The following is a 21,574-nucleotide window of genomic DNA, read 5'->3' as shown; positions in this document are numbered from 1 at the left end:
GGCATGGGCGTGGCGGGACCTGGCGGTTCGTTCGGCACCGTCTGCACAGGCTCTCTCACCTGATCGGGTCCCTGTATCGGCGCCTGCGTCTCAGTCCCGGGCGGCTGCGTGGTCTTACAGGCGAACGCTGCGGTGGCACCCAAGCCCAGGGCTGCGATGAGAACGACACGGCGCATGAATCCTCCTCGTCCAAGATGATGGGACTGCCTGTGGCGGCCCATGCCGCGCGAACCTCCTGAACCCAATCTGGGCATGACGCCGGGTCCCACCAGCCGTTGAGCGGCCTGGCAGGGGGGCGCCCGCTCACGATGCCGGATACCGGACATGCGGAGCGCCCTGGAGGAAGAGGCCGTCGGCCATGAGCACCGTTGTGTCGGGAGGGCCTCACCCCTGGGAGCTTCACGGCCATGCGGGATGTCGTCGATGCCGGCAAGCGAGCACCCGCCATTCATCGTGGCGTCGCGCTCGACGTGCTTCCGCGCCGCGCCGCGCTCCTGCGTGGAGGCCGCGCTGAGCCGCTGAGCGGAGTGCTTGGTGACAGCTACGTCGCGGCCATCCTGCGCGCCCTGGAGTCACGCGGCTCCGTCCATTGCCTCGAGACTGACTGGGAGGGTTTCCACGGTGATGGAGTGTCCGCCCTGCGCCTCGGCAACTTCCTCCTTCGGAGGTCGCGCGACCTCGACCGGTGCGTCGAAGCCGCGTGGAGGCCGAGGTCGTGCGGCAACAGCACCGGCTCCGAGGCGGATTGGCGGCGGCGCAGCAACGTCTGTCCGGGACGGCTCGACGCCCCGCGGGTCACCCTCCACGGCTCGCTCCAGCTCCAGGAGGTGTGACGTGTGGCCCTCTCGTTCCATGGGAGCCTCGACACTCCAGCACACGCGGCGACTCGGAGCGATGGGGCTCCTGCTGTCACTGTCACTGGGGTTGCTCGCGGCGACACCGCCGACAGAGGTTCCTCACGACACGGTGGCTCGCTGTGAGCTGGATGGCGTGGTCGACTCGGGCTCGGGCGCCTATCTGGTCGACTGCGTGCGACGCGCGGAGCTGGGTGGGCACTCGGCGCTGCTGGTCCGATTGGATACGCCGGGTGGCTCGCTGGAGGCCACGCACGCCGTCGTGCGCGCCTTCCTGGGCTCGTCCGTGCCCGTGCTCGTCTGGGTGGGCCCTTCTGGTGCGCATGCGGGCAGCGCAGGTGTGTTCATCACCCTCGCCTCGAATGTGGCCTCCATGGCTCCGGGCACCCGAATCGGCGCCGCATATCCCGTGGTGGGACTCACCGGCGAGGCCCCGGAGGCGGCGGGAGGCTCGCAGCTCGCGCGGAAGGTGGAGAACGACACCGTCGCCTTCGCGGAGAGCATCGCGAAGCAGCGCGGGCGCAATGCCTCCTGGGCCGCCTCCGCCGTGCGCGACAGCGTCGCCGTCAGCGCGGACCAGGCCCGTGAGCTGCGCGTGGTGGAGTACCTGTCCTCCAGTGAGGAAGAGTTCCTCGACCAGGTGCATGGACGCGCGGTCCAGGTGGCCAGCGGGGACACCGTGCGCCTGGACACCCGCGATGCGCGGTTCGTGGAGCTGACGCCCGGTTTGTCGCAGCGGCTGGTCCATGCACTCGCGCATCCCTCGCTCGTCTACCTGTTGTTCCTCATGGCCGCGCTCGGGCTCGTCGTCGAGCTGACGCATCCAGGCGGCATCGCTCCGGGGCTCCTCGGCGCGGTGGCGTTGGTGCTCGCGTTGATGGCGTCCTCCGCGCTGCCGGTTCGCACGGGGGCGCTGCTGCTGTTGCTGCTCGGCGTGGCGCTCATCGTCGCGGAGCTGTTCGTCACCAGTGGGCTGCTCGGGGCCTCGGGCGTGGTGTTGTTGGGATTGGGTGGACTGTTCCTCGTGGACCGGTTCGACCCGGGCTGGTTCGTGGACCCGTCCTTCCGCGTGACGTGGGCCTGGTTGATTCCCACCACGCTGGTGCTCGCGGGGGCCACGGCCTACATCGCGTGGCGCGGCGCGCAGACGCGCAAGTTGCCGCAGCTCGGCGGTGACGCGGGGCTCGTCGGCGAGGAGGGCACCACGCTCTCGCCCACTTCGCCCGAGAACGGCGAGGTCTTCGTCCACGGTGAGCGCTGGCGCGCCACCTCTCCCAAGCCCCTCCGCCAGGGCACCCACGTGGTGGTCCGTCGTGTGGACGGGCTCACCCTCTTCGTCGACGAGGTGAAGCCATGACCGACGTATTCGGACTGCTCGGGTTCCTCATCCCCCTGGGCGCCGTCTTCCTGCTGTTCCTCTCCGGCGTGCGCATCGTCACCGAGTACCAGAACGGCGTGGTGTTCCGGCTGGGACGCTACGTGGGACTGAAGCGCGCGGGCTTCCGCTGGCTCATCCCCTTCGTGGAGCGCATGGTCATCATCGACCTGCGCACCGTGGCTCGGGACGTGCCGCCACAGGACGTCATCACGCGGGACAACGTGAGCGTGAAGGTCAACGCCGTCGTCTACTTCCGCGTCATCCAGGCGGACAAGGCCGTGCTCCAGGTGGAGGACTATCTCTACGCCACCAGTCAGCTCGCGCAGACCACGCTGCGCGCGATCCTGGGGCAGGTGGAGCTGGACCAGTTGCTCACGGAGCGCGAGCGCATCAACCGCGAAATCCAGCAGGTGCTCGACTCGCACACGGACCCGTGGGGCATCAAGGTCTCCAACGTGGAGGTGAAGCACATCGACCTGCCGCTGGAGATGCAGCGGGCCATCGCTCGACAGGCCGAGGCGGAGCGCGAGCGCCGCGCGAAGATCATCGCCGCCGAGGGCGAGCATCAGGCCGCGGAGAAGCTCTCCATGGCGGCGGACGTGCTCAGCCGCAACCCGGCCACGCTCCAGCTTCGTTATCTCCAGACGCTGGTGGAGATCACGACGGGCGGAAACCACACCATCCTGCCCATCCCGCTCGACATCCTGCGCGCCGTCGGCGCCGCGGCGGCCCGGAGCGGCTTCGGCTCGCGTGACGACTCACGCCATGGGCTCGATGACGATGAGGAGAGCCCTCCCGCGGGCGGACTCACCTAACTCGACCGCGGCCCGCGCTTGCTCCCGAAGAGCTCCTCGCGCTCCAGTTGGATGGCCAGCCGGCTCAGTCTCAATGAAGCCAGCGCCAGCACCGCCACCGCGCCCAGGAGCAACACGCCCAACGCGAACGCCACCACCGGCAACGGCTCCGGGATGTCGAGCTGACGCTTCGTCAGGTACAAGAGCGACGTCACCACGAACGACAACAGCGCCGTGTACGTGAGCGCGATGGCCCTCGCCAGGATCGCGTGCCGCCGGTCCAGGATGTCCACCTCCTGCCGCAACACCTCCCGCCGCGAGTGCCCCTCCGGCAACAGCCGCACCTCCCGCAACATCTCCCGCATCCGCGTCGTCATCCGCGCAATCTGATTGTCCAACCCCGTCGCCACGATGCCGCACGCCGACACCATCACCGCCGGCGTCACCGCCGTCCCAATCAACCGTATCGACGAGACGTCCAACCCTTCCGCACCGTTCATCCCCCCTCTGTTCCACCCCTCCCCACCCCACGCAACCCATCCGCCCATCTCGACACCAGCACTGTCCAATCCGACACCAACCCGCCCTACATCTCGACACTCCCCTCGCGACAATTCGACACTGTCGACTTGACAGCACGCATGTCGAGTCCTACTGTTCGTGTCGTGAACACGCGGAAGACACAGAGCGAGTGGAAGCTGGCGGAGCTGGCCGAGGAAGCGGGCGTCTCGCCCCGCACGGTGCGCTACTACGTCCAGCGGGGCCTGCTCCCCGCGCCTCCCTTCAAGGGACCGGACACCGTGTATGGCGAGGAGCACCTCATCCGGCTCAAGGCCATCCGGGTCCTCCAGGCACGGTTCCTCCCCCTGGACGCCATCCAGGCGGAGCTGCTCCGGCTGACGCCCGACGAGCTGCGAAAGCTCGCCGAGTCGGACCCCACCCCCACGCCGCCCACGTACGGGCCGGCGACCTCGCCTGAGCCACAAAACGTGGCACCGGCGCCGCCCGTCCGGCGTCCCAACGGAGCGTCGAATTACCAGCGGTGGGAGCTGGCTCCCGGGCTGGAGCTGCACGTGTCGGATTCAGCGGAAGCCAAGACTCGCGCGCTCGCCGAGCGGGTGCGCGCCCTCATCGAAGAGTTCCAGGACAAGGAGAAGCCATGACGAAGGAGCAAGCTGGGCTGTTCACGCGCGAAGGCAAGCAGGTGCCGCTGCAGGGCGTCGAAGTCACCGGTGAGTTGCTCGGCGGTCATGCGCGCGTGCGCGTGCGCCAGCGCTACCTCAACGACGAGAAGCGCCCCGTCGAGGCCGTCTACACCTTCCCCCTTCCTTCCGATGGCACCCTGTCCGCCTTCTCCATGACGTGCGCGGGCCGCCGCATCGACGGCGTCGTCAAGGAGCGCGAGGAGGCCTTCCGCACCTACGACGACGCCGTCACCGCCGGTCACGGCGCGGCGCTGCTCGACGAGGAGCGCTCCAACGTCTTCACCGCCCAGGTGGGCAACCTGCTGCCCGGCGAGGAGACCGTCATCGAGGTGGAGTTCCTCCAGGCCGTCACCGCCGAGGAGGGCAGCGTGCGCTGGATGCTGCCCACGCTCGTCGCCCCGCGCTACATCCCCGGCGCACCCTCCGGCGACCGCACCGGCCACGGCGCCGCCGAGCCCACCGCCCGCGTCCCCGACGCGGACCGCATCAGCCCTCCCATCGGCCAGGTGCAGTACGGCCTGCGCCTGGACCTGCTCGTCGACCTGGGCCGCGAGGTCGTCGTCGAGAGCCCCTCGCACGCCATCACCTTCACCCGCGAGAGCAGAACCCGGGGCCGCGTGAGCTTCGCGCGCGGCGAGGTGGCCCTGGACCGCGACCTGGTCCTCACCCTGCGCAGCCCCGACACCAGCGCCGTCTTCGTGCCGCTCGTCACCCACCGCAAGGGTGACAACCCCGGCACCTTCGCGCTCACCGTGGTGCCCGACCTGCTCGCGATGGCGTCCACGCCGCCCAAGCAGGAGGTCATCTTCCTGGTGGACGTCTCCGGCTCCATGGACGGCGACAGCCTGCCCCAGGCCCAGGCCGCGCTGCGGCTGTGCCTGCGCCACCTGCGCGAGGGTGACCGCTTCAACGTCATCGCCTTCGAGAGCAGCTTCCGCTCCTTCCAGCCGCAGCCCGTGCCCTTCACCCAGCGCATGCTGGAGGACGCGGACCGGTGGGTGGCCGCGCTGCAAGCCGACGGTGGCACCGAGCTGCTCGGGCCCATGCAGGCCGCCGCGCGCACCGCGCCGGATGGCGTGCTCGTGCTGCTCACCGACGGCCAGGTGGGCAACGAGGACGAAATCCTCCGCGCCGTGCTCGCCGAGCGCAAGACGGCGCGCGTGTACTCGTTCGGCATCGGCACCAACGTGAGCGACGCGCTGCTGCGCGACCTGGCCCGCCAGACGGGCGGCGACGTGGAGTTCATCCACCCCGGCGAGCGCATCGACGACAAGGTCGTGGCCCAGTTCGCCCGCGCGCTCGCCCCCCGCGTCACCGAGCTGCAGGCGACGTTCGAGGGCGTGGAGGGCACGGAGCTGGCGCCCGCGGAGCTGCCGACGATGGTGGACGGCGTGCCCTGGACGCTGCTCGGCCGCTACACCACGCCGGGCTCGGGCAAGCTGACCTTGCGTGGACGCTCGGGCAAGGAGCCCTTCGCGCTCAACGTGAGCGTGAGCTTCCCCGCCGAGTCGGACCGCCCCGCGGTGGAGAAGCTGTGGGCCGCCGAGCGCATCAAGGGCTGGGAGTCCACGGGCCTCATCGGCCGGCGCGCCGAGTCGATGAAGAAGCGCATCATCGAGCTCGCCGTCGCCCATCAAATCGTCACGCGCTACACGTCCTTCGTCGTCGTCGAGGAGCGCACGGGCGACCGCCGCGCCTCGGGCCAGCCGGAGACGCGCGTCGTCCCGGTGAACGCGCCCGCGGGCTGGGCCATGTTCGGCAAGGACAAGCAGGAGGAGGCCGCCGAGGGGGGTGGCAACGTCGTGCAGCGCCCCGGGGCGCGCAGCCGTGGAGGCTCGGCGCAGATTCCGTCTCCGCCCCCGCCCATGCGCATCCCCGCGCCCGCCGCCGCGGCGCCCATGGCGCCTCCGCCTGCGTCCCCCATGATGCCCAGAGGCAGCGCCGTCGGCGAGATGGCGAAGAGCGCGGGCGGACTGCTCGGCGGCATCTTCGGCGGAGGCGGGATGAAGAAGTCCCGCAAGCAGGCGAAGGAGATGGAGCGCGCGGAGATGGCGCCCATGGACTCGTACGACGACTCGCTGGCGGAGGACGCGGTGATGCGCGAGTCGCGCGACCTGGCCCCCATGGCCGAGGAGCGCGAGGAGGGCGGCGTGGAGGCGCTGCTGGGCCGCCAGCTGGCCAACGGCCTCTGGGATGGCACCGGCACGGGTCCCGAGCCCGTGCGGCAGGCCCGCGGCACGGCGCTCGCCCTGCTGGAGCTCTTGCGCGAGGGCATCACCAGCGGCCACGCGCTGCACGGCGCCCAGGTGAAGAAGGCGGTGGAGGCGCTGCTCAACCTCGCCAGCCAGCTCACCGGCGCGCCCGAGGTGGCCGAGCTGGCGCTGGGCGTGGCCTGGCTCGTGGCGGCGGGGCCCCGCACCCGCGGCCGCATCGAGCAGGCCGCGAAGCCCCTGTCCGGACTCGCCGCCCGGCTGGGCAATGACGTCGAGCTGCGTCAGCACGTGGACACGCTCGCCACGCGCTGACCCCGGGTCGTCTGGCTCGACGCTGCAAGTCATCGGCGACCTCGGCCCCTCCCCTCGTGGACGGGCCGGGGTCGTCGCGTAAAGTGGTGGGTGCACATGACGCTCGCCACCTTCCTGCTCGTCGCTCTCGGTGCTGCCCAGGTCTCACCCTCCCACGACGAAGCCCCTGTCCGCTCGTCGGACACGCTCACGGCGCCGCCGCTGATGGCCACGCCGGAGGCGTGTCCTCCCGAGTCGGAGACGCTCTACAAGGAAGGCTTCGACGCGCTCAGCAAGGGCGACGACGAGCAGGCCGCGGAGCGCTTCCGCCAGGTCCTGGAGTTGTGTCCGCAGCACTCGCATGCGCCCGAGCTGGAGCGGCTGGCCCGCGCGCGGCTCAAGCCCGGCGCGAAGCTGGCGCAGGCCGCGGTGTTCGAGAACACGGAGCGCCCGACACGAGGCGCGGCGGCCTCGCTCACGGTGATTCAGACGATGCATGGCGCGGTCCAGGGGCTGCTGCTGTGTGCCATCGCGGAGTGCGCGGACCGGGCCTATCCGGCCTCCGCGCTGCTCGGCGCGGGCCTGGGCACGCTCAGCACGCTGCTGCTGGTCCAGGACGGAGTCACCCCGGGGCAGGCCTCGGTCATCAACTCCGGCACGATGTGGGGGCTCTATTTCGGTGTCGCCTCGCTCATCGCGCTCGACCTGGAGGAGGACGAGGCGTTCGGCTCGGTGGCGCTGGGCGGCGCGGCCTTCACCGGCATCGGCATCGTGCTCGCCACCACCCTGAAGCCCACCGCGGGGCAGGTGTCGATGGCGAATTCGGGTGGCCTGTGGGCCGGCGTGCTGACGACGCTGTTCCTGGGGACCGTCGACGGAGAGAGCACGGAGACGCTGTTCGGCGCGCAGATGGCGTCGGCGTCCGCGGGCATCATCGCCTTCTCGCTGCTGTCGCGGAACCTGCCGGTGAGCCGGGGCCGCATGCTCATCATCGACGCGGGCGGCATCATCGGCGGGTTGATGGGCGCGAGCTCCATGTTGCTGCTCACGGGCAACAACGACGAGGACCCCATCCTCATCGGCACGGGCATCGGCGTCATGGGCGGCCTGGCGCTGACGGCCTACCTGACGCGCAACTTCGATGCCCGCCGCCTGCCTCCGGTGGCGGTGACGCCCACGCTGATGGGTCGCAACGGCGCGGGCCTCGCCATGGGTGGTCAGTTCTGACGACGTCGCACCGTGCTCAGCGGCGCTTCAGGCCGAACATGGACATCAGGAGGCCCTCGAAGGTCCTCGCGGGCAGCAGCGTCTTCGCCACCACCGCGGCGCGCTGGGAGAGCTTCCCCACCGAGTACCTCACGTCGGGCTCCCTGGCCTCCATCACCTCGAGCACCTTGCGCGCCACCGCTTCCGCGGGCACGCCCTCGCGCTCCTCCTTCTGGATGATGGCCAGCACCTTCTCGAAGGGCTCGCGGTACGCGGACCCGTCACGCGAGCCCTCGGCGCGGACGCGGTTGTCCGTCAGCCGCGTGCGCACGTCACCGGGCTCCACCAGCGAGGCCTGGATGCCGAACGCCTCCACCTCCTGGCGCAGGCTCTCCGTCAGCCCCTCCAGCGCGAACTTGCTGGCGCTGTAGAGCCCCTGGAACGGCAGCCCCACCACGCCGCCCAGCGAGCCGATGTTGATGATGAGGCCCGAGCGCCGCTCACGCATGTGCGGCAGCACCGCCTTGCACACGCGCAGCACGCCCAGCACGTTGGTGTCGAGCTGGCGCCACGCCTCCTCCACGGAGGTGTCCTCCAGGGCTCCGGCCAACGCGTGGCCCGCGTTGTTCACCACCACGTCGATGCGGCCCTCGCGCTCGAGGAGTTCCGCCACCGCGCGGCGCACCGAGTCCTCCTGGGTGACGTCCAGCGCCAGCATCCGGTAGCCCACCGACTGCGTCTGCGGAGGACGACGGCTGGTGCCGTAGACGACGTGCTTGCGCACCGTCAGCAGCTCCGCGCACGCCTCGCCGATACCCGAGGAGGCTCCCGTGACGAGGACCACCTTGCTTCCCTGGGACGTGTCCATGCACGCCCATGATTCCGCGTCCCTTCCGCGCGCACCACGGGAACTCGCGGACGCGCGGCGTCACATTCCTGGGACAGTGCTGGAGCCGGGGATTCCCGGCGGAACCTTCCCGCTCAGACGTGCTTGCGGACGGTGGGCGGCACGCGCTCGTGTCCCTCCTGGTCGCGAGGCACACCGTCCCAGGGCTGCTCGGGTCGGTAGCGCTGCACCTCGCGCATCATGAAGAGCGCCGCCGCGGACAGCACGCCCAGGTCGTCCATCCAGCCCAGCACGGGGATGACGTCCGGCACCGCATCCACGGGCGACACGAAGTAGACCACCGCCAACACTCCGGCCAGCTTGCGCCAGAGCGACACGCGAGGGTCTCTCACGTACCGGAAGAAGCGGGTGCCCATGCCACGAAGACCTGCGATGTTCATACCCACCTCTACGCACGGAGAGCCCGGGTGATTGCACCCGGGGGACACCTCCAGCGTATGCCGTCCGCACGCTCGGAGGACAGCCGAGCTAATCGGGACTGTCCTCCAGGACGCCCGCTCGGCCGACCACTTCCAGGCGTGCCCTGTCGCCGGCCCGCAGGGGCAGCTCCGGCGCGCCGCGCACCACCAGCTCCATGCCGCCGCAGGCGATGGTGAACTCGGCGCTGGGGCCCTGGAACTCGCGCGACAACACCTCCGCGCGCAGGGCGCCTCCCACCGCCACGGTGTCCGTATCCGGCGTAAGGCGCAGCGACTCGGGGCGCAGCGACAGGAGCACCTTGCCGCGCGCCTGCCCCACCACCGGCAGGTTGCCGAGCACCGTGCGCGCCGCGCCGCCGAAGCCCATCCCGGGCAACAGGTTGGTGCCCCCCAGGAAATACGCGACGAAAGCCGTGCGCGGCGTCGAGTAGACGGCCTCCGGCGTGCCCACCTGCTCCACCTGCCCCGAGCGCATGACCGCCATCCGGTCCGCGAAGGCCATGGCCTCCGCCTGGTCATGCGTGACGAGCAGCACCGTGACACCCAGCGACTTGAGCACGCGCCGCAGTTCCACCCGCGTGGAGGCGCGCAGCGCGCTGTCCAGGCTGGAGAAGGGCTCGTCCAACAGCAGCACCCGAGGCCCCGGCGCCAAGGCCCGCGCGAGCGCCACGCGCTGCTGCTGTCCACCGGAGAGCGCGTGCGGCATCCGCGCGCCGAACTCACCCAGGCCCAGCAGCGTCAGCATCGCGCGCGCCTTCTTCTCGGCCTCCGCGCGCGGCATTCTCGACAGGCCGAACGTCACGTTCTCCAGCACGGACAGGTGCGGGAACAGGGCGTAGTCCTGGAACACCATGCCCACGCTGCGCTGCTCGGGCGCGACGAACGTCCCGGGGCCCGCGAGCACGCGGCCGTCCAGGGTGATGGTGCCCGCGCCGGGGCGCTCGAAGCCCGCCACCAGGCGCAGCGTCGTCGTCTTGCCACAGCCGGAGGGGCCCAGCAGGGCCACCACCTCACCGGGCTCCATCGACAGCGACAGGCCATCCACCGCGGCGGTGCCGCTGGCGGAGTAGCGAAGGGACAGGGCTTCGAGCGAGAGCAGGGGCATGGCGAAAGCGCCACGCACCCTACCGCGTTCCGCCGTTACTTCCAGGGCGGCCGAGCGGCCACCAGCTTCTCCCCGTCCACCTTCACCTCTCCGTCCTCGTCGAGGGAGGTGATGCCGTCCACCAGGACCTTGGGCAGCTCGGCCTTGTGGGCCCGGTCCCGGGCGTCGAAGGTGTCCGGCCCCCAGGCGCCCCCCTGGGACGGGCGCAGCTTCGCCGTCTTCGGCTTGCCGTAGATGAGGTGGTCGTCGCTCACGATGAGGCCCGCGGTGATGGGGCCGAGCACCTCCACCGAGTCATCGTTGTAGCGGCCATACAGCGCGTGCTCCACCGTCAGCCCGCCGATGATGGTCACCCAGCCCGAGGTGTGCATCGCGCGGCAGCGCACCTGCCCCACCACCACCAGCTTCGTGTGCTCGCCATCGTGCAGCACGCCGTCCACCGTGAGGTCGCCCACGACGACGAGCGACTTCTCCAGCGTCAGGTCCCCCTGGACGTGCAAATCCCCCACATGCCCCGTGGGCTCGGTGACGATGAAGGGCCCCGCCAGCGTGGCGGCCGTGCGCGGCGCGTCCTTGTAGACGGAGGCCACGAACGCGAGCGTGGAGCTGCCCGCGGACCCCAGCGCCTTCACCGCGCCGTCGAACGTGGTGGGCTTCTTCTCCTCGAGCACGGACTGGGCGTGCCGCGCGGAGTACGGCGGGCCACAGGGCAGCTCACCGAGAGCATTCTCCGTGGTGGCGAAAGCGTCGGCGGCGAGCGGAGGAAGGACAGACTCTGGCAGGGACATGAAGCCCGACGTGATACCGCCTGCGAAGGGGGAGGCCAAGCCACATGAAGCACCTCTCAGTGTCTCGGATTCCGAGGCCGTGTCTCAGCCCCGAGGTGCGTCACCCTCCTGCGATACAAGCAACCCCACACCGAGCGCGGAGACAGCCATCAATACCAGCGCGGGCAGCGCGGCCTCGGCGAAGCGGCCCTCGGCGGTGGCGCCCCACACGCGCGTGGCCAGCGTCTCGTAGCCGATGGGCGCGAGCAGCAGCGTCGCCGGCAATTCCTTCATCGCCGTGAGGAAGACGAGCGCCGCTCCCGCCAGCAACCCCGGACGCAGCAGCGGCGCGGTGACGCGGCGGAACACCCCCGCCGGAGCCTCGCCGAGGGACGCGGCGGCCTCCGCGAGGTGCGGGTTGAGCTGCAGCAGCGCCGAGCGCACCGTGCCCACCGCTTGCGGCAGGAAGCGCACCACGTACGCGAGCACCAGCATCACCAGCGTCCCGTAGAGGAACGGCAGCGCCTGCACGCCCAGGAAGACGAGCGACAACGCCAGCACGATGGGCGGCAGCGCGTAGCCCACGTAGGACACGCGCTCCATCGCCAGGGTGAGCCGGCTCGGGTAGCGCACCGCGAGGAACGCGAGCGGCAGCGCGCCCAGCACCGACGCCACCGCGCCCAGCACCGACGCGAGCAGCGAGCCCAGCGCGGGCTGCATCAGCGACGCCTCGTCCTGCGCCAGCCCTCGCGCGCCCCAGTACAGGAGCACGCCCACCGGCAGCACCACGCCCGCCAGCACCACCGCGCCGCAGAAGAGCAGCGCGGGCACCCGCCAGCGCCCCAGCGTCACCGGGGCCGAGGCCCGCGCGGCGCCCTTGGAGCTGCGGTGATAGCCGGCACGTCCGCGCAGCCGCACCTCCAGCACCAGCACCACCACCGTCACCGCCACCAGCGCCAGCCCGAGCAGCGCGGCGTAGGCGCGGTCATACGCGCCCTCGTACTGCACATAGATGGCGCGCGAGAAGGCGTCGTACTGGACCAGCGCCACCGCGCCGAAGTCCGACAACACATACAAGCCGACGAGCAGCGCGCCGGACACGAAGGCCGGACGCAACAGCGGCGCCGTCACCTTCCAGAAGGCCCGCGTCGGACTCATCCCCAGGCTGCGCGCGCCCTCCAGCCACGCGGGGTCCTGCGCGAGCAGTCCCGCCCGGAGCGCGAGGAAGAAGTACGGATACGTGGACACCGTCAGCGCCACGAGCGCGCCGGGAAAGCCATACACCGGCGGCACCGGCAGCCCCCAGCGCGTCAGCACCTCCTCCAGTACTCCGCCGATGCCGAAGGCGGCCAGCAGCACATAGCCGCTGACGAAGGTGGGCACCGCGAGCGGCACGCACAACAGCACCGTCCACAGGCGACGGCCCGGCAAATCACTGCGCGTGGTGAGCCACGCGAGCGGCAGGGACACCGCGGCGGCGAGCACCGTCACCGCCGCGGCGAGCCCCAAGGTCCGCCACAGCAGGCCCCACGTGCGCTCCCGGAAGAGCAGCCCCCAGGCGCTCGCGTCGGCCTCCGCCGCGCGAACCCCCAGGTACACGGCGGGCAGCACCGCGAGCGCCGCCACCAGCCCGCCCGATATCAACAACCACCGCGGAGCCCGCCGTGTCACGAAGCCCGCTCCTTCTAGAGGACGCCGGTGTCCTGCAGCAGCTTCACCGTGCCGCGCAGGTCATCCAGCTTCGACAGGTCCAGGTCCGGCGAGCCGACCTTGGACAGCGCCGGCAGGTCCTGCGCCGTCTTCACGCCGGCCACCAGCGGGTACTCGTGCGTCTGCTGGGAGAAGTACGTCTGCGCGTCGTTCTCCAGGAGCCACGCGGAGAACTTGCGCGCCGCGTCCACCTTCTTCGAGCCCTTCAGGATGGCCACGCCCGCCACGTTCACCAGCGCGCCCGGGTCGCCCGGCGCGGAGAAGTCATTGGCCACCGGCAGCTGTGCGTTGTTCTTCTTCGCGGCGTACAGGTAGTAGTGGTTGACGAAGCCCGCGTCGATTTCACCGCGGCCCAGCGCCTCGATGATGGCGGCGTTGTTCTTGTAGACGCGCGCGCCGTTGGCCTGGATGCCCTGGAGCCACTGCTTCGCCGCGTCCTCGCCCTTGAGCAGCCGCAGCGCGGTGACGAAGGCCTGGAAGGACGCGTTGGTGGGCGCCCAGCCCAGCCGGCCCTTCCACTTCGCATCCGTGTAACCCAGGATGCTGTCGGGCAGGTCCGCCGCCTTCACCTTCTGGGTGTTGTACGCCACCACGCGCGCGCGGCCGCTGACGCCCACCCACTGGCCCGTCGGCGAGCGGAAGCGCGCGTCTACCTTGTCGAGCGTGGCCTTGGGCAGCGCCTGCAGGCGGCCCGCGTTGCTCAGCGCGCCGAGCGCCCCCGCGTCCTGCGCGAAGAACACGTCCGCGGGCGTCTTGTCGCCCTCCTCCAGCAGCGTGGCGGCCAGCTGCGGCGTCTCGCCGTAGCGCACCTTCACCTCGATGCCGGTCTTCTCCGTGAACTTCTTGAGGAGCGGCCCCACGAGCTTCTCGTTGCGGCCGGAGTAGACGGTGAGCGTCTCCGCCGCCATCGCGGTGGAGGACACGGACAACAACAGGGTCAGCAGGAGTCGTCGCATCATGGCGGGGCACCCTAACGGACGGGCCCTCACCGTGCCACCCGGAGCCCGGGCTTTTGCGCCGTGCGTCGAGTGTCGAAGCGCGAACACACACGCCCGCTTCGAACCGCGTCAGACATTCCCCGGACGTCAGGGTAACGTGCCGCGCGGTGCTTCCTCGACGTCTGGAGGTCCATCCCATGCCCCGCTTCATCACCGCGGTCCCCGTCGTCGTCCTGCTGAGCTGCGCCTCCGCCCTCGCGCAGTCCGCGAAGCCGCCGCCCGTCGCGCCCAAGCCGCCCGCCGCGCCCAGCCCGATGAAGCTCGCGGCGGAGCGCACCCAGGCGGCGCTCCAGCAACATCCTCCCGGGCGTCCGGAGGACGTGAAGACGCAGGAGGCGCTGCTGGCCGCGCTCTATGACGTCATCAGCGGCCCCGCGGGCAAGGCGCGTGACTGGCAGCGCTTCCGCTCGCTGTTCTATCCGGGCGCGCAGATGGCGTCCGTCCATCGCGCGAAGCCCGGCGGGCTCCCGGGTGTGTCCCCCATCACCCCGGATGATTACGTGGCCTGGGGCGAGACGTTCTTCAAGGCGCACGGCTTCTTCGAGAAGGAGACGCACCGCCAGGTGTATGGCTATGGCGACCTGGTCAACGTGCTGAGCGCGTACGAGGCCCGCGAGGCGCCGGAGGGCGCGGTGCTCACGAAGGGCGTCAACAACATCCAGCTCGTCTTCGACGGTCAGCGCTGGTGGGTGCTGCACATCTCCTGGACGGACGAGAAGGCCGCCGGCGCGCCCGTGCCCGCGACCTTCACGCGCAAGTAGCCGCCCGTGGCGGGACGCTCCTCGTGCGACGTGCTGGTGGTGGGCAACTACTGCCATGACGTGCTGCCCTCGGTCGGAGGTGGGGAGGTGCACACGCTCGGCGGCTCGGCGGCGTACATCTCCTCGGTGTTCGACGCCACCGGGGTGGACCACGCGGTGGTGGCCGTGGCGGGCGAGGACTTCGCCTACGTGGACCGCGTCCGGTACCCACCGCGCATCGTCCCGGGAACTCGCACCACGCGGTTCCTCGCGGACTTCAGCCGGGAGGAGCGCGTGCTCCGTGTCGACGCGCGCTCGGCGAGCATTGCGCCCGAGGACATCCTCTTCGATGCGCGCGTGGCGCTCGCCTGCGGGGTGATGGGCGAGGTGCCGCCGGAGACGCTCGTCCGGATGTCGCAGCGGGCCCGGCATGTCCTCGCCGACGCGCAGGGCCTCTTGCGCGCGCTGGATGACGAAGGACGCGTGTGGAACCAGCGGCTGGAGGACACGCCCTACGCGGAGTTGCTGGGGCACCTGCACGTGCTCAAGGCGAGCGAGGAGGAGGCGCGCGCGATGGACCTCGACGCCGTGCGCACGAGGACGTGTGTGGTCATCACCCGGGGCAAGCGCGGGTGCACGCTGCTCACGGCGAAGGACTCGCTCGAGCTTCCTGTCAGCCCCGTCGAGGAGGTGGACCCGACGGGCGCGGGGGACTGCTTCCTGGCGGGCTTCACCCTGGGCCTGCTGCGGGGCTGGCCGATGACGAAGTGCGCGGAGCTGGCGAACTGGTTCGGCGCGCAGGCGGTGACACAGGTCGGTGTCCCGCGCGTGGAGTTCTCGAAGCTCCCGGACACCTTGCGCTGAGCCTGGACGCCTGTACTGGAGTCCAAGACGTTTGAGCCGTCTCGAACAGCGCTTCGCGCCGTGACTGGCACGCGCCAAACCGAGACAACTATAGCCAATGCCTCACATCCAGGAGGCCATCATGCGTCACCCATCATGGGGCACGGTCGTGCTGTTCATGCTGACAGGAAGTGTCCTCACCGCTTGCGGAGGGCTCGAGGAGAGTGCCGCGCCACAACCCATCGAGGAGCCCGCGACGGCGGAGCAGGGCCTGGTGACGCTCGTCTCCTGCCCCATCGGCTCGACGGTGCTCGACTACTCCCCGCCCTTGAAGAACACCTCCCAGGCAGTGACGACCACGGGCACGACGACCTACTCCAACTGCTACTCCTTGTTCGGCGGGGTGACCTCCGGCAACACCCCCCTCAACGTCTTCCGGCCCAGCTTCGCCTGCTCCGACTTGCTGGACATCGGCACGACGAACTCGGTCGTCACCTGGAACACCCTCGAGACTTCCACCCTGACCCTGACGCGGCTCGGCGCGCGGGTGGAGGGGCTCTCCGTCGTCTTCACGCATGTGGGCTCGGTGGTCTCGGGCAAGTTCGAGGGCGCCACAGCGATTCGGACCACCACCGTGCTCAACACCGACCTGGACGCCTGCTCCTCGCCAGAGGGCCTCGCCCGGCACAGCGGCACGGCGACCCTCTCGTTGCTCGGGCTGCTCTAGACACCGTATGCGGGCGGTGGTGCGGGGCGGCGTTTCCGCAGGGATGTCTCGAAGCGCTTGGACGTCCTGCCCTCGACCTGACCGTTCCTCCTCCCGGAGTGGACGAAGGTCCAACCCCTGAGCCCACGCGCGAACGGTGCGTGTGGGTCCCACGTCGCCCACGTCGAAAGTCCTCCCTATCCCTGCGGCCTCTTTGCACTCCGTGGAGGTTCACTCATGCGTCGAGGGTCCAGGCTCGTCCTGCTGGTGTCAGGTTTGATGGGAAGCGTCTTGTCGGGCTGCGGTGGGGAGGCTCCCGCGCCCGTGCCCCCCGAGGACATCGCGCAGGGGCAGCAGTTGCCGACGGTGATGAGCTGTCCGGTGGGCTCGACGATGAATCGCTTTTCACCGCCCCTCTCGGTGGTTCCTCGAGACACGACCGTCACCGGGACGTCGACGTTCTCCAACTGCGTCTCACTGTCCGGTGAGGTGACGTCCGGCGAGCTCTCTGTTCACGTCGAGCTGCCCGGCTTTGCCTGTCAGGACCTGCTGGAGGTGGGCTCGGCACGCGCGGACATCACCTGGAACACGGGCGAGTCCTCCACCCTGCTTCAGACGCGAGGCTCCGTCCAGGTCAGCAACGCCACCGTCGCCATCACCTACGTGGGCACGGTCGAGTCCGGGAAGTTCCAGGGAGCCACCGCCATCCGGACCCTGACGTACTTCGATGTGAACCTGTTCGACTGCTTCTCGTCTCGCGGCGTCCCGGGCATGTCCGGTGTGACGACGCTGACACTGCTGGGGCTGCCATGAGCACGCGCATGAAACACCTGCTGCGATGCATCACCATCTCCCTGCTCGTCAGTGGAGCACTGATGTCCTGCGGACCTCCTCCCGAGCCCCGGGACAACGAAGGCACTCCAGCGGAGGCGCCCGCGCGAGCGGAGCAGGCGTTGCTGACACTCGCGAGCTGCCCGGTGGGCTCGGGAGACCTCCATTACGCACCGCCGCTTCGCAACGAGCGCCAGGACGTGGGCATCTCGGGCACGTCGGTCTTCAGCAACTGCCTGGCCCTGCTCGACCCCACCCTGACGTCCGCCACGTACACCGTGGGCAACCTGGGGGCCTCGCCCTTCTCCTGTCTCGACTTGCTGGAGGTCGGACGGGCTCGTGGGACGCTCGTCTGGAACACTGGCGAGACCTCCACGCTCGTGCAGACCCGCGTCGCCGCTCGCGTCGAGGGACTCCTGCTCACGCTGACCCACGTCGGCTCGGTGGAGTCCGGCAAGTTCCAGAGCGCCACCGTGCTGCGCACCACCACGTTCCTCTCCACGGACCTGGATGCGTGCAGCGGCCCGGAGGGACTGCGGCGCTTGAGCGGCCCCTCCACCCTCACCTTCCTCGGGCTTCTCTAGCCTCACGCCCACCAAGACGAAGCCCCTCTCCCCACGCACGGGGAAGAGGGGCCTCGGTGTTTCAAATCACGGTCCGACTCAGGCCTGCGGCTCCTCGGAGCCACCGCCCTCGGTCGGCGTCTCGGAGGCAGGAGCCTCCTCGGCGGCGGGAGCGGCCTCGGCCTCGGTGGCCACGGCCTCCGCGACCACACCCTCCGGAGCGCCCTCGGCGGGCGTCGCCGTCTCCGACTCCTCCTCGGACTCCTCGCCCTCGGGGAGCTTGGAGAGGGCCATCACCTTCTCCTGGTCGTTCTCCAGCGCAATCAGGCGCACGCCCTGCGTGTTGCGGCCGATGACGGAGATCTCCTTCACCTTCATGCGGATGAGCATCCCGCCGTTGGTGACGAGCATCACCTCATCCGACTCCTTCACCTGCACCACGCTCACCACCTTGCCATTCCGCTCGGTGGTCTTGATGTCGATGATGCCCTTGCCGCCGCGGCCCTGCTGCCGGTACTCGGCCTCCTCGGTGCGCTTGCCGTAGCCGTTCTCCGTCACCGTGAGGATGGCGGACTCGTTCTCCACCACCACGGCGCCCACCACCTCGTCGCCCTCCTCCAGCGTGATTCCCTTCACGCCGAAGGCCTGACGACCCATGGAGCGGACCTCCGACTCCGGGAAGCGGATGCTCATGCCGCTGGCCGTCGACAGGAGGATGTCCTTCGAGCCGTCGGTGATCATCACCGCCACCAGCTCGTCGCCCTCGTCGATGCCCAGCGCGATGATGCCGCTGGAGCGGACGTTCTCGAACGCGCTCAGGTCCGTGCGCTTCACCACGCCCTTCTTCGTGACGAAGAAGACGTAGCGGCTCTCCGGGAAGTCCCTCGTCACCAGCACCTGGGCCAGCTTCTCGCCCTCGCCGAACTGCACCAGGTTCACCATCGCCTTGCCGCGCGACGTGCGGCTGGCGGCCGGAATCTGGTGCACCTTGAGCGAGTACAGCTTGCCCTTGGTCGTAATCGGCATCAGGTACGCGTGGGTGCTCGCCACGAAGAGCTTGCTGACGAAGTCGTCTTCCTTCGTCGCCGCGCCCGTCTTGCCGCGCCCACCGCGCTTCTGCGCCCGGTACTCCGACAGCGGCGAGCGCTTGACGTAGCCGGTGTGCGACAGCGTGACCACCATCGTCTCCTCGGCGATGAGGTCCTCGCTGGTGATGTCGTCCACGGCGCCGATGATCTCGGTGCGACGCTTGTCGCCGTAGCGCTCGCGAATCTCCATCAGCTCCGTCTTGATGACGTTGAGCAGGCTCTTCTCGTTGGCGAGGATGTCCTGCAGGCGCGCCACGTCGCGCACCAGGCCGATGAGCTCGCGGAACAGCTCCTCACGCTGCAGGCCGGTGAGCCGCTGCAGGCGCATCTCGAGGATGTTCTGCGCCTGCTCCTGGCTGAAGCCCGCGCCCTCGTACTTGTGCGCCAGCCCCCGGTACTGCGGCTCCTCGTTGCGCGCGCGCGAGACGAGCAGCTCCATCTGCGCCTTCGCCTTGTCGTAGTCGATGCGCTGCAGGTTCGCGAAGCGCTCGTGCTCGTACAGCGTGGGCGACAGGATGTTCATCAGGCCCCAGCGCGCCTCGTCCGGATCCCTGGACGCGCGGATGAGGCTGACGACGAGGTCGATGAGGTCCTGCGCGACGAGCAGACCTTCCACGATGTGCATGCGCGCCAGCGCCTTGCGCAGCTCGTAGCGCGTGCGGCGCGTCACCACGTCGCGGCGGTGGGCGATGAAGCGGTCCAGCAGCTCCTTGAGGTTCAGCGTGCGCGGCTGGCCACCGTCGATGGCCAGCATCACCGCGCCGAACGTCGTCTCCAGCGCCGTGGACTGGTACAGGTTGTTGAGCACCACCTGCGAAATCGCGTCGCGCTTGAGCTCGATGACGATGCGCATGCCCTGACGGTCGCTCTCGTCACGGATGTCGCTGATGCCCTCGAGCTTCTTCTCCCGCACCAGCTCGGCGATCTTCTCGATGAGCCGCGCCTTGTTCACCTGGTACGGAATCTCCGTGAAGATGATGGACTCGCGGTCCCCCTTCTTCGACGTCTCGATTTCCGACCGGGCGCGCACGGTGATCTGCCCGCGGCCCGTCTCGTAGGCGCGGTGGATGCCCTCGCGGCCGGTGATGAACGCGCCGGTGGGGAAGTCCGGGCCGGTGATGAACTCCATCAAGTCCCTCACGGTGCACGTGGGGTTCTCGATGAGGTGCAGCGTCCCGTTGATGACCTCCGTCATGTTGTGCGGCGGGATGTTGGTGGTCATACCCACCGCGATGCCGCTGCTGCCGTTGACGAGCAGGTTGGGGAAGCGCGCCGGCAACACGAGCGGCTCCTCGAGGGAGTCGTCGTAGTTGGGGCCGAAGTCGACGGTCTCCTTGTCGATGTCCGCCAGCAGCTCCTCGGCCAGGCGGTCCATGCGCGCTTCGGTGTAGCGCATGGCGGCGGGCATATCGCCGTCCACCGAGCCGAAGTTGCCCTGACCGTCCACCAGCAGGTAGCGCAGGCTCCACGGCTGCGCGAGGCGCACCATGGCGTCGTACACGGAGGAGTCGCCGTGCGGGTGGTACTTACCGATGACGTCACCCACCACGCGCGCGCTCTTCTTGTAGGGGCGGTTGTGGTAGTTCGCCAGGTCGTTCATCGCGAACAGCACGCGGCGATGCACGGGCTTGAGGCCGTCGCGTACGTCGGGCAGCGCGCGACCGATGATGACGGACATCGAGTAGTCGAGATACGAGCGGCGCATCTCGTCTTCGATGTTCACGGGAATGAGCTCTCCAGCGCCGTCCGGAGGAGGAGGCGGGGAGGGCGGGGCCGGCTTGTCGGTGGTGTCGTCAGCCATGGGCTCTGGGAGGTTCGCGGAGGGACCCCGTGAAGGGCCGCCGTCCAGTGAGGGAGCGTTCGTAACCCCTGGATTTCCCTACGTCAACAAGGGAAACGAGGGGGTGGACACCCCACATGCGATGGGGTCCGGAATCAAGTCAACGGAGCGCTGGAAAACGCCCCCTACTGAACGCTCGAACACCCCGTTTTCAGCCCGCTTCCGACGAAGAAAAACGGGCCTCCCGAGCCGCCCGGGACGGACGCTAGACGGGCGAGGGACGGAGGGGCGCGGCCAGGCGTTCGGCCTCGGTGCCGACAGGGCCCTCGGGGTCCTTCTCCTTGGCCTTCTCGAAGGCCGCGAGCGCCCCTGGCTTGTCGCCCTTGAGCTTGAGCGCCACGCCCACGTTGAGGTGTGCGGGCGCGGAGTCGCGGTCCATGGCGACGGCCTCGCGGAACAGGGCCAGGGCCTGGTCCACGTCGCCCGACAGCAGGGCCTCCTTGCCGGCCTGGACGCGCTTCTCCGCGTCGTTCACCAGCTCCACCTGGAACACGCTGCCGCCCACCACGTTGGCGATGAGCACGCGCAGGATGCCGCCCCAGTAGAACGTGAGCCCCTCCGCCGCCACGACGGCGGCGAGCGGCAGGTCCGGCAAGAGCTGCTTGCCCCGGAACTTGAAGCGCACGCGGGTGTAGCGGCCCTTGTTGGCCCAGTGCACCACCTCGCCCTGGAGCTTGCGCAGGCCTTCCTCCATGCGCTTGGGGTCGATTTCGAAGGGGAGCACGCGGCCTGAGCCCTCCTCGCCCGCGGGCAGGGCCTTGGGGGTGTCCTCCAGCGTGGGCTCCTCGGGGAAGACGGGCTCGGCCTCGAGGACGATGGGCGGCGGCTCGGGGGGCCGGGCGGGCCGCTTCGCCTGGCTCTTCCGGGGAGCGGCGGCACGGGGGGCGGCGGGCTTCTTCACCTTCACCTTCGCCTTCGCGGCGGACTTGCGAGAGGAGCTCTTGGCCATGGTCATCACCTTAAACGAGCGACGGCGGTGGCGCTTGCGCTCGCGGTTTTCTCCGGTTTAGCGGCGCGTTTCTTCATGACGGCGCGACGGGACTTCACACGGGGGCGGTGCCTGGGGCGGACGAGGTCGGGGATGATGGCGGCGCCTTCTCCCGAAAGGATTCCCGA

The 21,574-nt window shown here is 69.8% G+C and carries 20 protein-coding genes; 11 read left to right on the top strand and 9 right to left on the bottom strand.

Annotation, left to right across the window (positions count from 1 at the left end; all coding sequences use genetic code 11):
* Positions 1 to 407: 407 nt before the first annotated feature.
* From AC6JA9_RS04280 to AC6JA9_RS04270, 3 genes are read left to right on the top strand one after another with little or no spacing between them, the layout of a single operon-like run.
* Positions 408 to 833 (top strand): hypothetical protein, encoded by a 426-nt coding sequence (locus AC6JA9_RS04280; RefSeq protein WP_483576950.1) that lies wholly within the window; start codon positions 408 to 410, stop codon positions 831 to 833.
* Between the two features lie 19 nt (positions 834 to 852).
* On the top strand, positions 853 to 2,211 hold the full coding sequence (locus AC6JA9_RS04275; RefSeq protein WP_497959125.1) for an NfeD family protein: 1,359 nt from the start codon (positions 853 to 855) through the stop codon (positions 2,209 to 2,211).
* On the top strand, positions 2,208 to 3,047 hold the full coding sequence (locus AC6JA9_RS04270) for a slipin family protein (protein WP_223749303.1): 840 nt from the start codon (positions 2,208 to 2,210) through the stop codon (positions 3,045 to 3,047). Before AC6JA9_RS04275 ends, AC6JA9_RS04270 begins: the two co-directional genes overlap by 4 nt.
* On the opposite strand, the gene AC6JA9_RS04265 is transcribed toward AC6JA9_RS04270, so the two are convergent.
* Positions 3,044 to 3,526, bottom strand: coding sequence for a DUF2721 domain-containing protein (locus AC6JA9_RS04265; RefSeq protein ID WP_046710898.1), 483 nt, complete (start codon positions 3,524 to 3,526; stop codon positions 3,044 to 3,046). The genes AC6JA9_RS04270 and AC6JA9_RS04265 overlap by 4 nt on opposite strands.
* Positions 3,527 to 3,691: 165 nt before the next feature.
* Here AC6JA9_RS04265 and AC6JA9_RS04260 point away from each other — a divergent pair, with 165 nt between their 5' ends.
* The 3 genes from AC6JA9_RS04260 to AC6JA9_RS04250 all read left to right on the top strand — a co-directional run bounded on the left by AC6JA9_RS04260 (position 3,692) and on the right by AC6JA9_RS04250 (position 7,962).
* Positions 3,692 to 4,189 carry a MerR family transcriptional regulator gene (locus AC6JA9_RS04260; protein ID WP_223782419.1) on the top strand — a complete coding sequence of 166 codons (498 nt, stop codon included), beginning with the start codon at positions 3,692 to 3,694 and terminating at the stop codon, positions 4,187 to 4,189.
* Positions 4,186 to 6,756 carry a VIT domain-containing protein gene (locus tag AC6JA9_RS04255; RefSeq protein WP_497959124.1) on the top strand — a complete coding sequence of 857 codons (2,571 nt, stop codon included), beginning with the start codon at positions 4,186 to 4,188 and terminating at the stop codon, positions 6,754 to 6,756. Before AC6JA9_RS04260 ends, AC6JA9_RS04255 begins: the two co-directional genes overlap by 4 nt.
* A 96-nt stretch (positions 6,757 to 6,852) precedes the next feature.
* Positions 6,853 to 7,962: a tol-pal system YbgF family protein gene (locus tag AC6JA9_RS04250; protein ID WP_497959123.1), complete on the top strand. Its 1,110-nt coding sequence runs from the start codon at positions 6,853 to 6,855 to the stop codon at positions 7,960 to 7,962.
* A 16-nt stretch (positions 7,963 to 7,978) separates the two neighbouring features.
* On the opposite strand, the gene AC6JA9_RS04245 is transcribed toward AC6JA9_RS04250, so the two are convergent.
* The 6 genes from AC6JA9_RS04245 to AC6JA9_RS04220 all read right to left on the bottom strand — a co-directional run bounded on the left by AC6JA9_RS04245 (position 7,979) and on the right by AC6JA9_RS04220 (position 13,808).
* Positions 7,979 to 8,809, bottom strand: coding sequence for an SDR family oxidoreductase (locus AC6JA9_RS04245; RefSeq protein WP_267698187.1), 831 nt, complete (start codon positions 8,807 to 8,809; stop codon positions 7,979 to 7,981).
* A gap of 113 nt (positions 8,810 to 8,922) precedes the next feature.
* A complete protein-coding gene (locus AC6JA9_RS04240; RefSeq protein ID WP_046710893.1) occupies positions 8,923 to 9,228 on the bottom strand; it encodes a YkvA family protein in 306 nt (101 codons plus the stop codon).
* 88 nt (positions 9,229 to 9,316) lie between these two features.
* The gene (locus AC6JA9_RS04235; RefSeq protein ID WP_223749296.1) at positions 9,317 to 10,372 is read right to left on the bottom strand and encodes an ABC transporter ATP-binding protein; all 1,056 of its coding nucleotides are present in this window, start codon (positions 10,370 to 10,372) and stop codon (positions 9,317 to 9,319) included.
* 35 nt (positions 10,373 to 10,407) lie between these two features.
* Positions 10,408 to 11,160 carry a hypothetical protein gene (locus AC6JA9_RS04230; protein ID WP_497959122.1) on the bottom strand — a complete coding sequence of 251 codons (753 nt, stop codon included), beginning with the start codon at positions 11,158 to 11,160 and terminating at the stop codon, positions 10,408 to 10,410.
* An 84-nt stretch (positions 11,161 to 11,244) separates the two neighbouring features.
* Entirely contained in the window at positions 11,245 to 12,810 is a 1,566-nt protein-coding gene (locus AC6JA9_RS04225) for an ABC transporter permease (RefSeq protein WP_223749294.1), read from the bottom strand.
* A 14-nt stretch (positions 12,811 to 12,824) separates the two neighbouring features.
* On the bottom strand, positions 12,825 to 13,808 hold the full coding sequence (locus AC6JA9_RS04220) for an iron ABC transporter substrate-binding protein (protein ID WP_223749293.1): 984 nt from the start codon (positions 13,806 to 13,808) through the stop codon (positions 12,825 to 12,827).
* A 176-nt stretch (positions 13,809 to 13,984) separates the two neighbouring features.
* Here AC6JA9_RS04220 and AC6JA9_RS04215 point away from each other — a divergent pair, with 176 nt between their 5' ends.
* From AC6JA9_RS04215 to AC6JA9_RS04195, 5 genes are all read left to right on the top strand, one after another.
* Positions 13,985 to 14,608, top strand: coding sequence for a nuclear transport factor 2 family protein (locus AC6JA9_RS04215; RefSeq protein ID WP_426748222.1), 624 nt, complete (start codon positions 13,985 to 13,987; stop codon positions 14,606 to 14,608).
* Between the two features lie 6 nt (positions 14,609 to 14,614).
* Complete coding sequence (locus AC6JA9_RS04210) at positions 14,615 to 15,451, top strand: PfkB family carbohydrate kinase (protein ID WP_473566810.1); 837 nt, start codon at positions 14,615 to 14,617, stop codon at positions 15,449 to 15,451.
* Between the two features lie 121 nt (positions 15,452 to 15,572).
* Complete coding sequence (locus AC6JA9_RS04205; protein ID WP_473566809.1) at positions 15,573 to 16,157, top strand: hypothetical protein; 585 nt, start codon at positions 15,573 to 15,575, stop codon at positions 16,155 to 16,157.
* A 258-nt stretch (positions 16,158 to 16,415) separates the two neighbouring features.
* On the top strand, positions 16,416 to 16,949 hold the full coding sequence (locus AC6JA9_RS04200; RefSeq protein WP_473566808.1) for a hypothetical protein: 534 nt from the start codon (positions 16,416 to 16,418) through the stop codon (positions 16,947 to 16,949).
* Positions 16,946 to 17,551, top strand: coding sequence for a hypothetical protein (locus AC6JA9_RS04195; protein WP_473566807.1), 606 nt, complete (start codon positions 16,946 to 16,948; stop codon positions 17,549 to 17,551). The genes AC6JA9_RS04200 and AC6JA9_RS04195 overlap by 4 nt, the downstream gene beginning before the upstream one ends.
* 78 nt (positions 17,552 to 17,629) lie before the next feature.
* Here the strand turns inward: AC6JA9_RS04195 and gyrA are convergent, their stop codons facing one another.
* The gene (gyrA, locus tag AC6JA9_RS04190) at positions 17,630 to 20,419 is read right to left on the bottom strand and encodes a DNA gyrase subunit A (RefSeq protein WP_223749287.1); all 2,790 of its coding nucleotides are present in this window, start codon (positions 20,417 to 20,419) and stop codon (positions 17,630 to 17,632) included.
* A 244-nt stretch (positions 20,420 to 20,663) separates the two neighbouring features.
* Entirely contained in the window at positions 20,664 to 21,407 is a 744-nt protein-coding gene (locus AC6JA9_RS04185; RefSeq protein ID WP_223782414.1) for a tetratricopeptide repeat protein, read from the bottom strand.
* Positions 21,408 to 21,574 lie beyond the last annotated feature (167 nt).

Source organism: Myxococcus sp. MH1 (genome assembly GCF_059738865.1).
The sequence above is the reverse complement of the archived record's forward strand: the minus strand, read 5'-3'. Positions and strand labels throughout refer to the sequence as shown.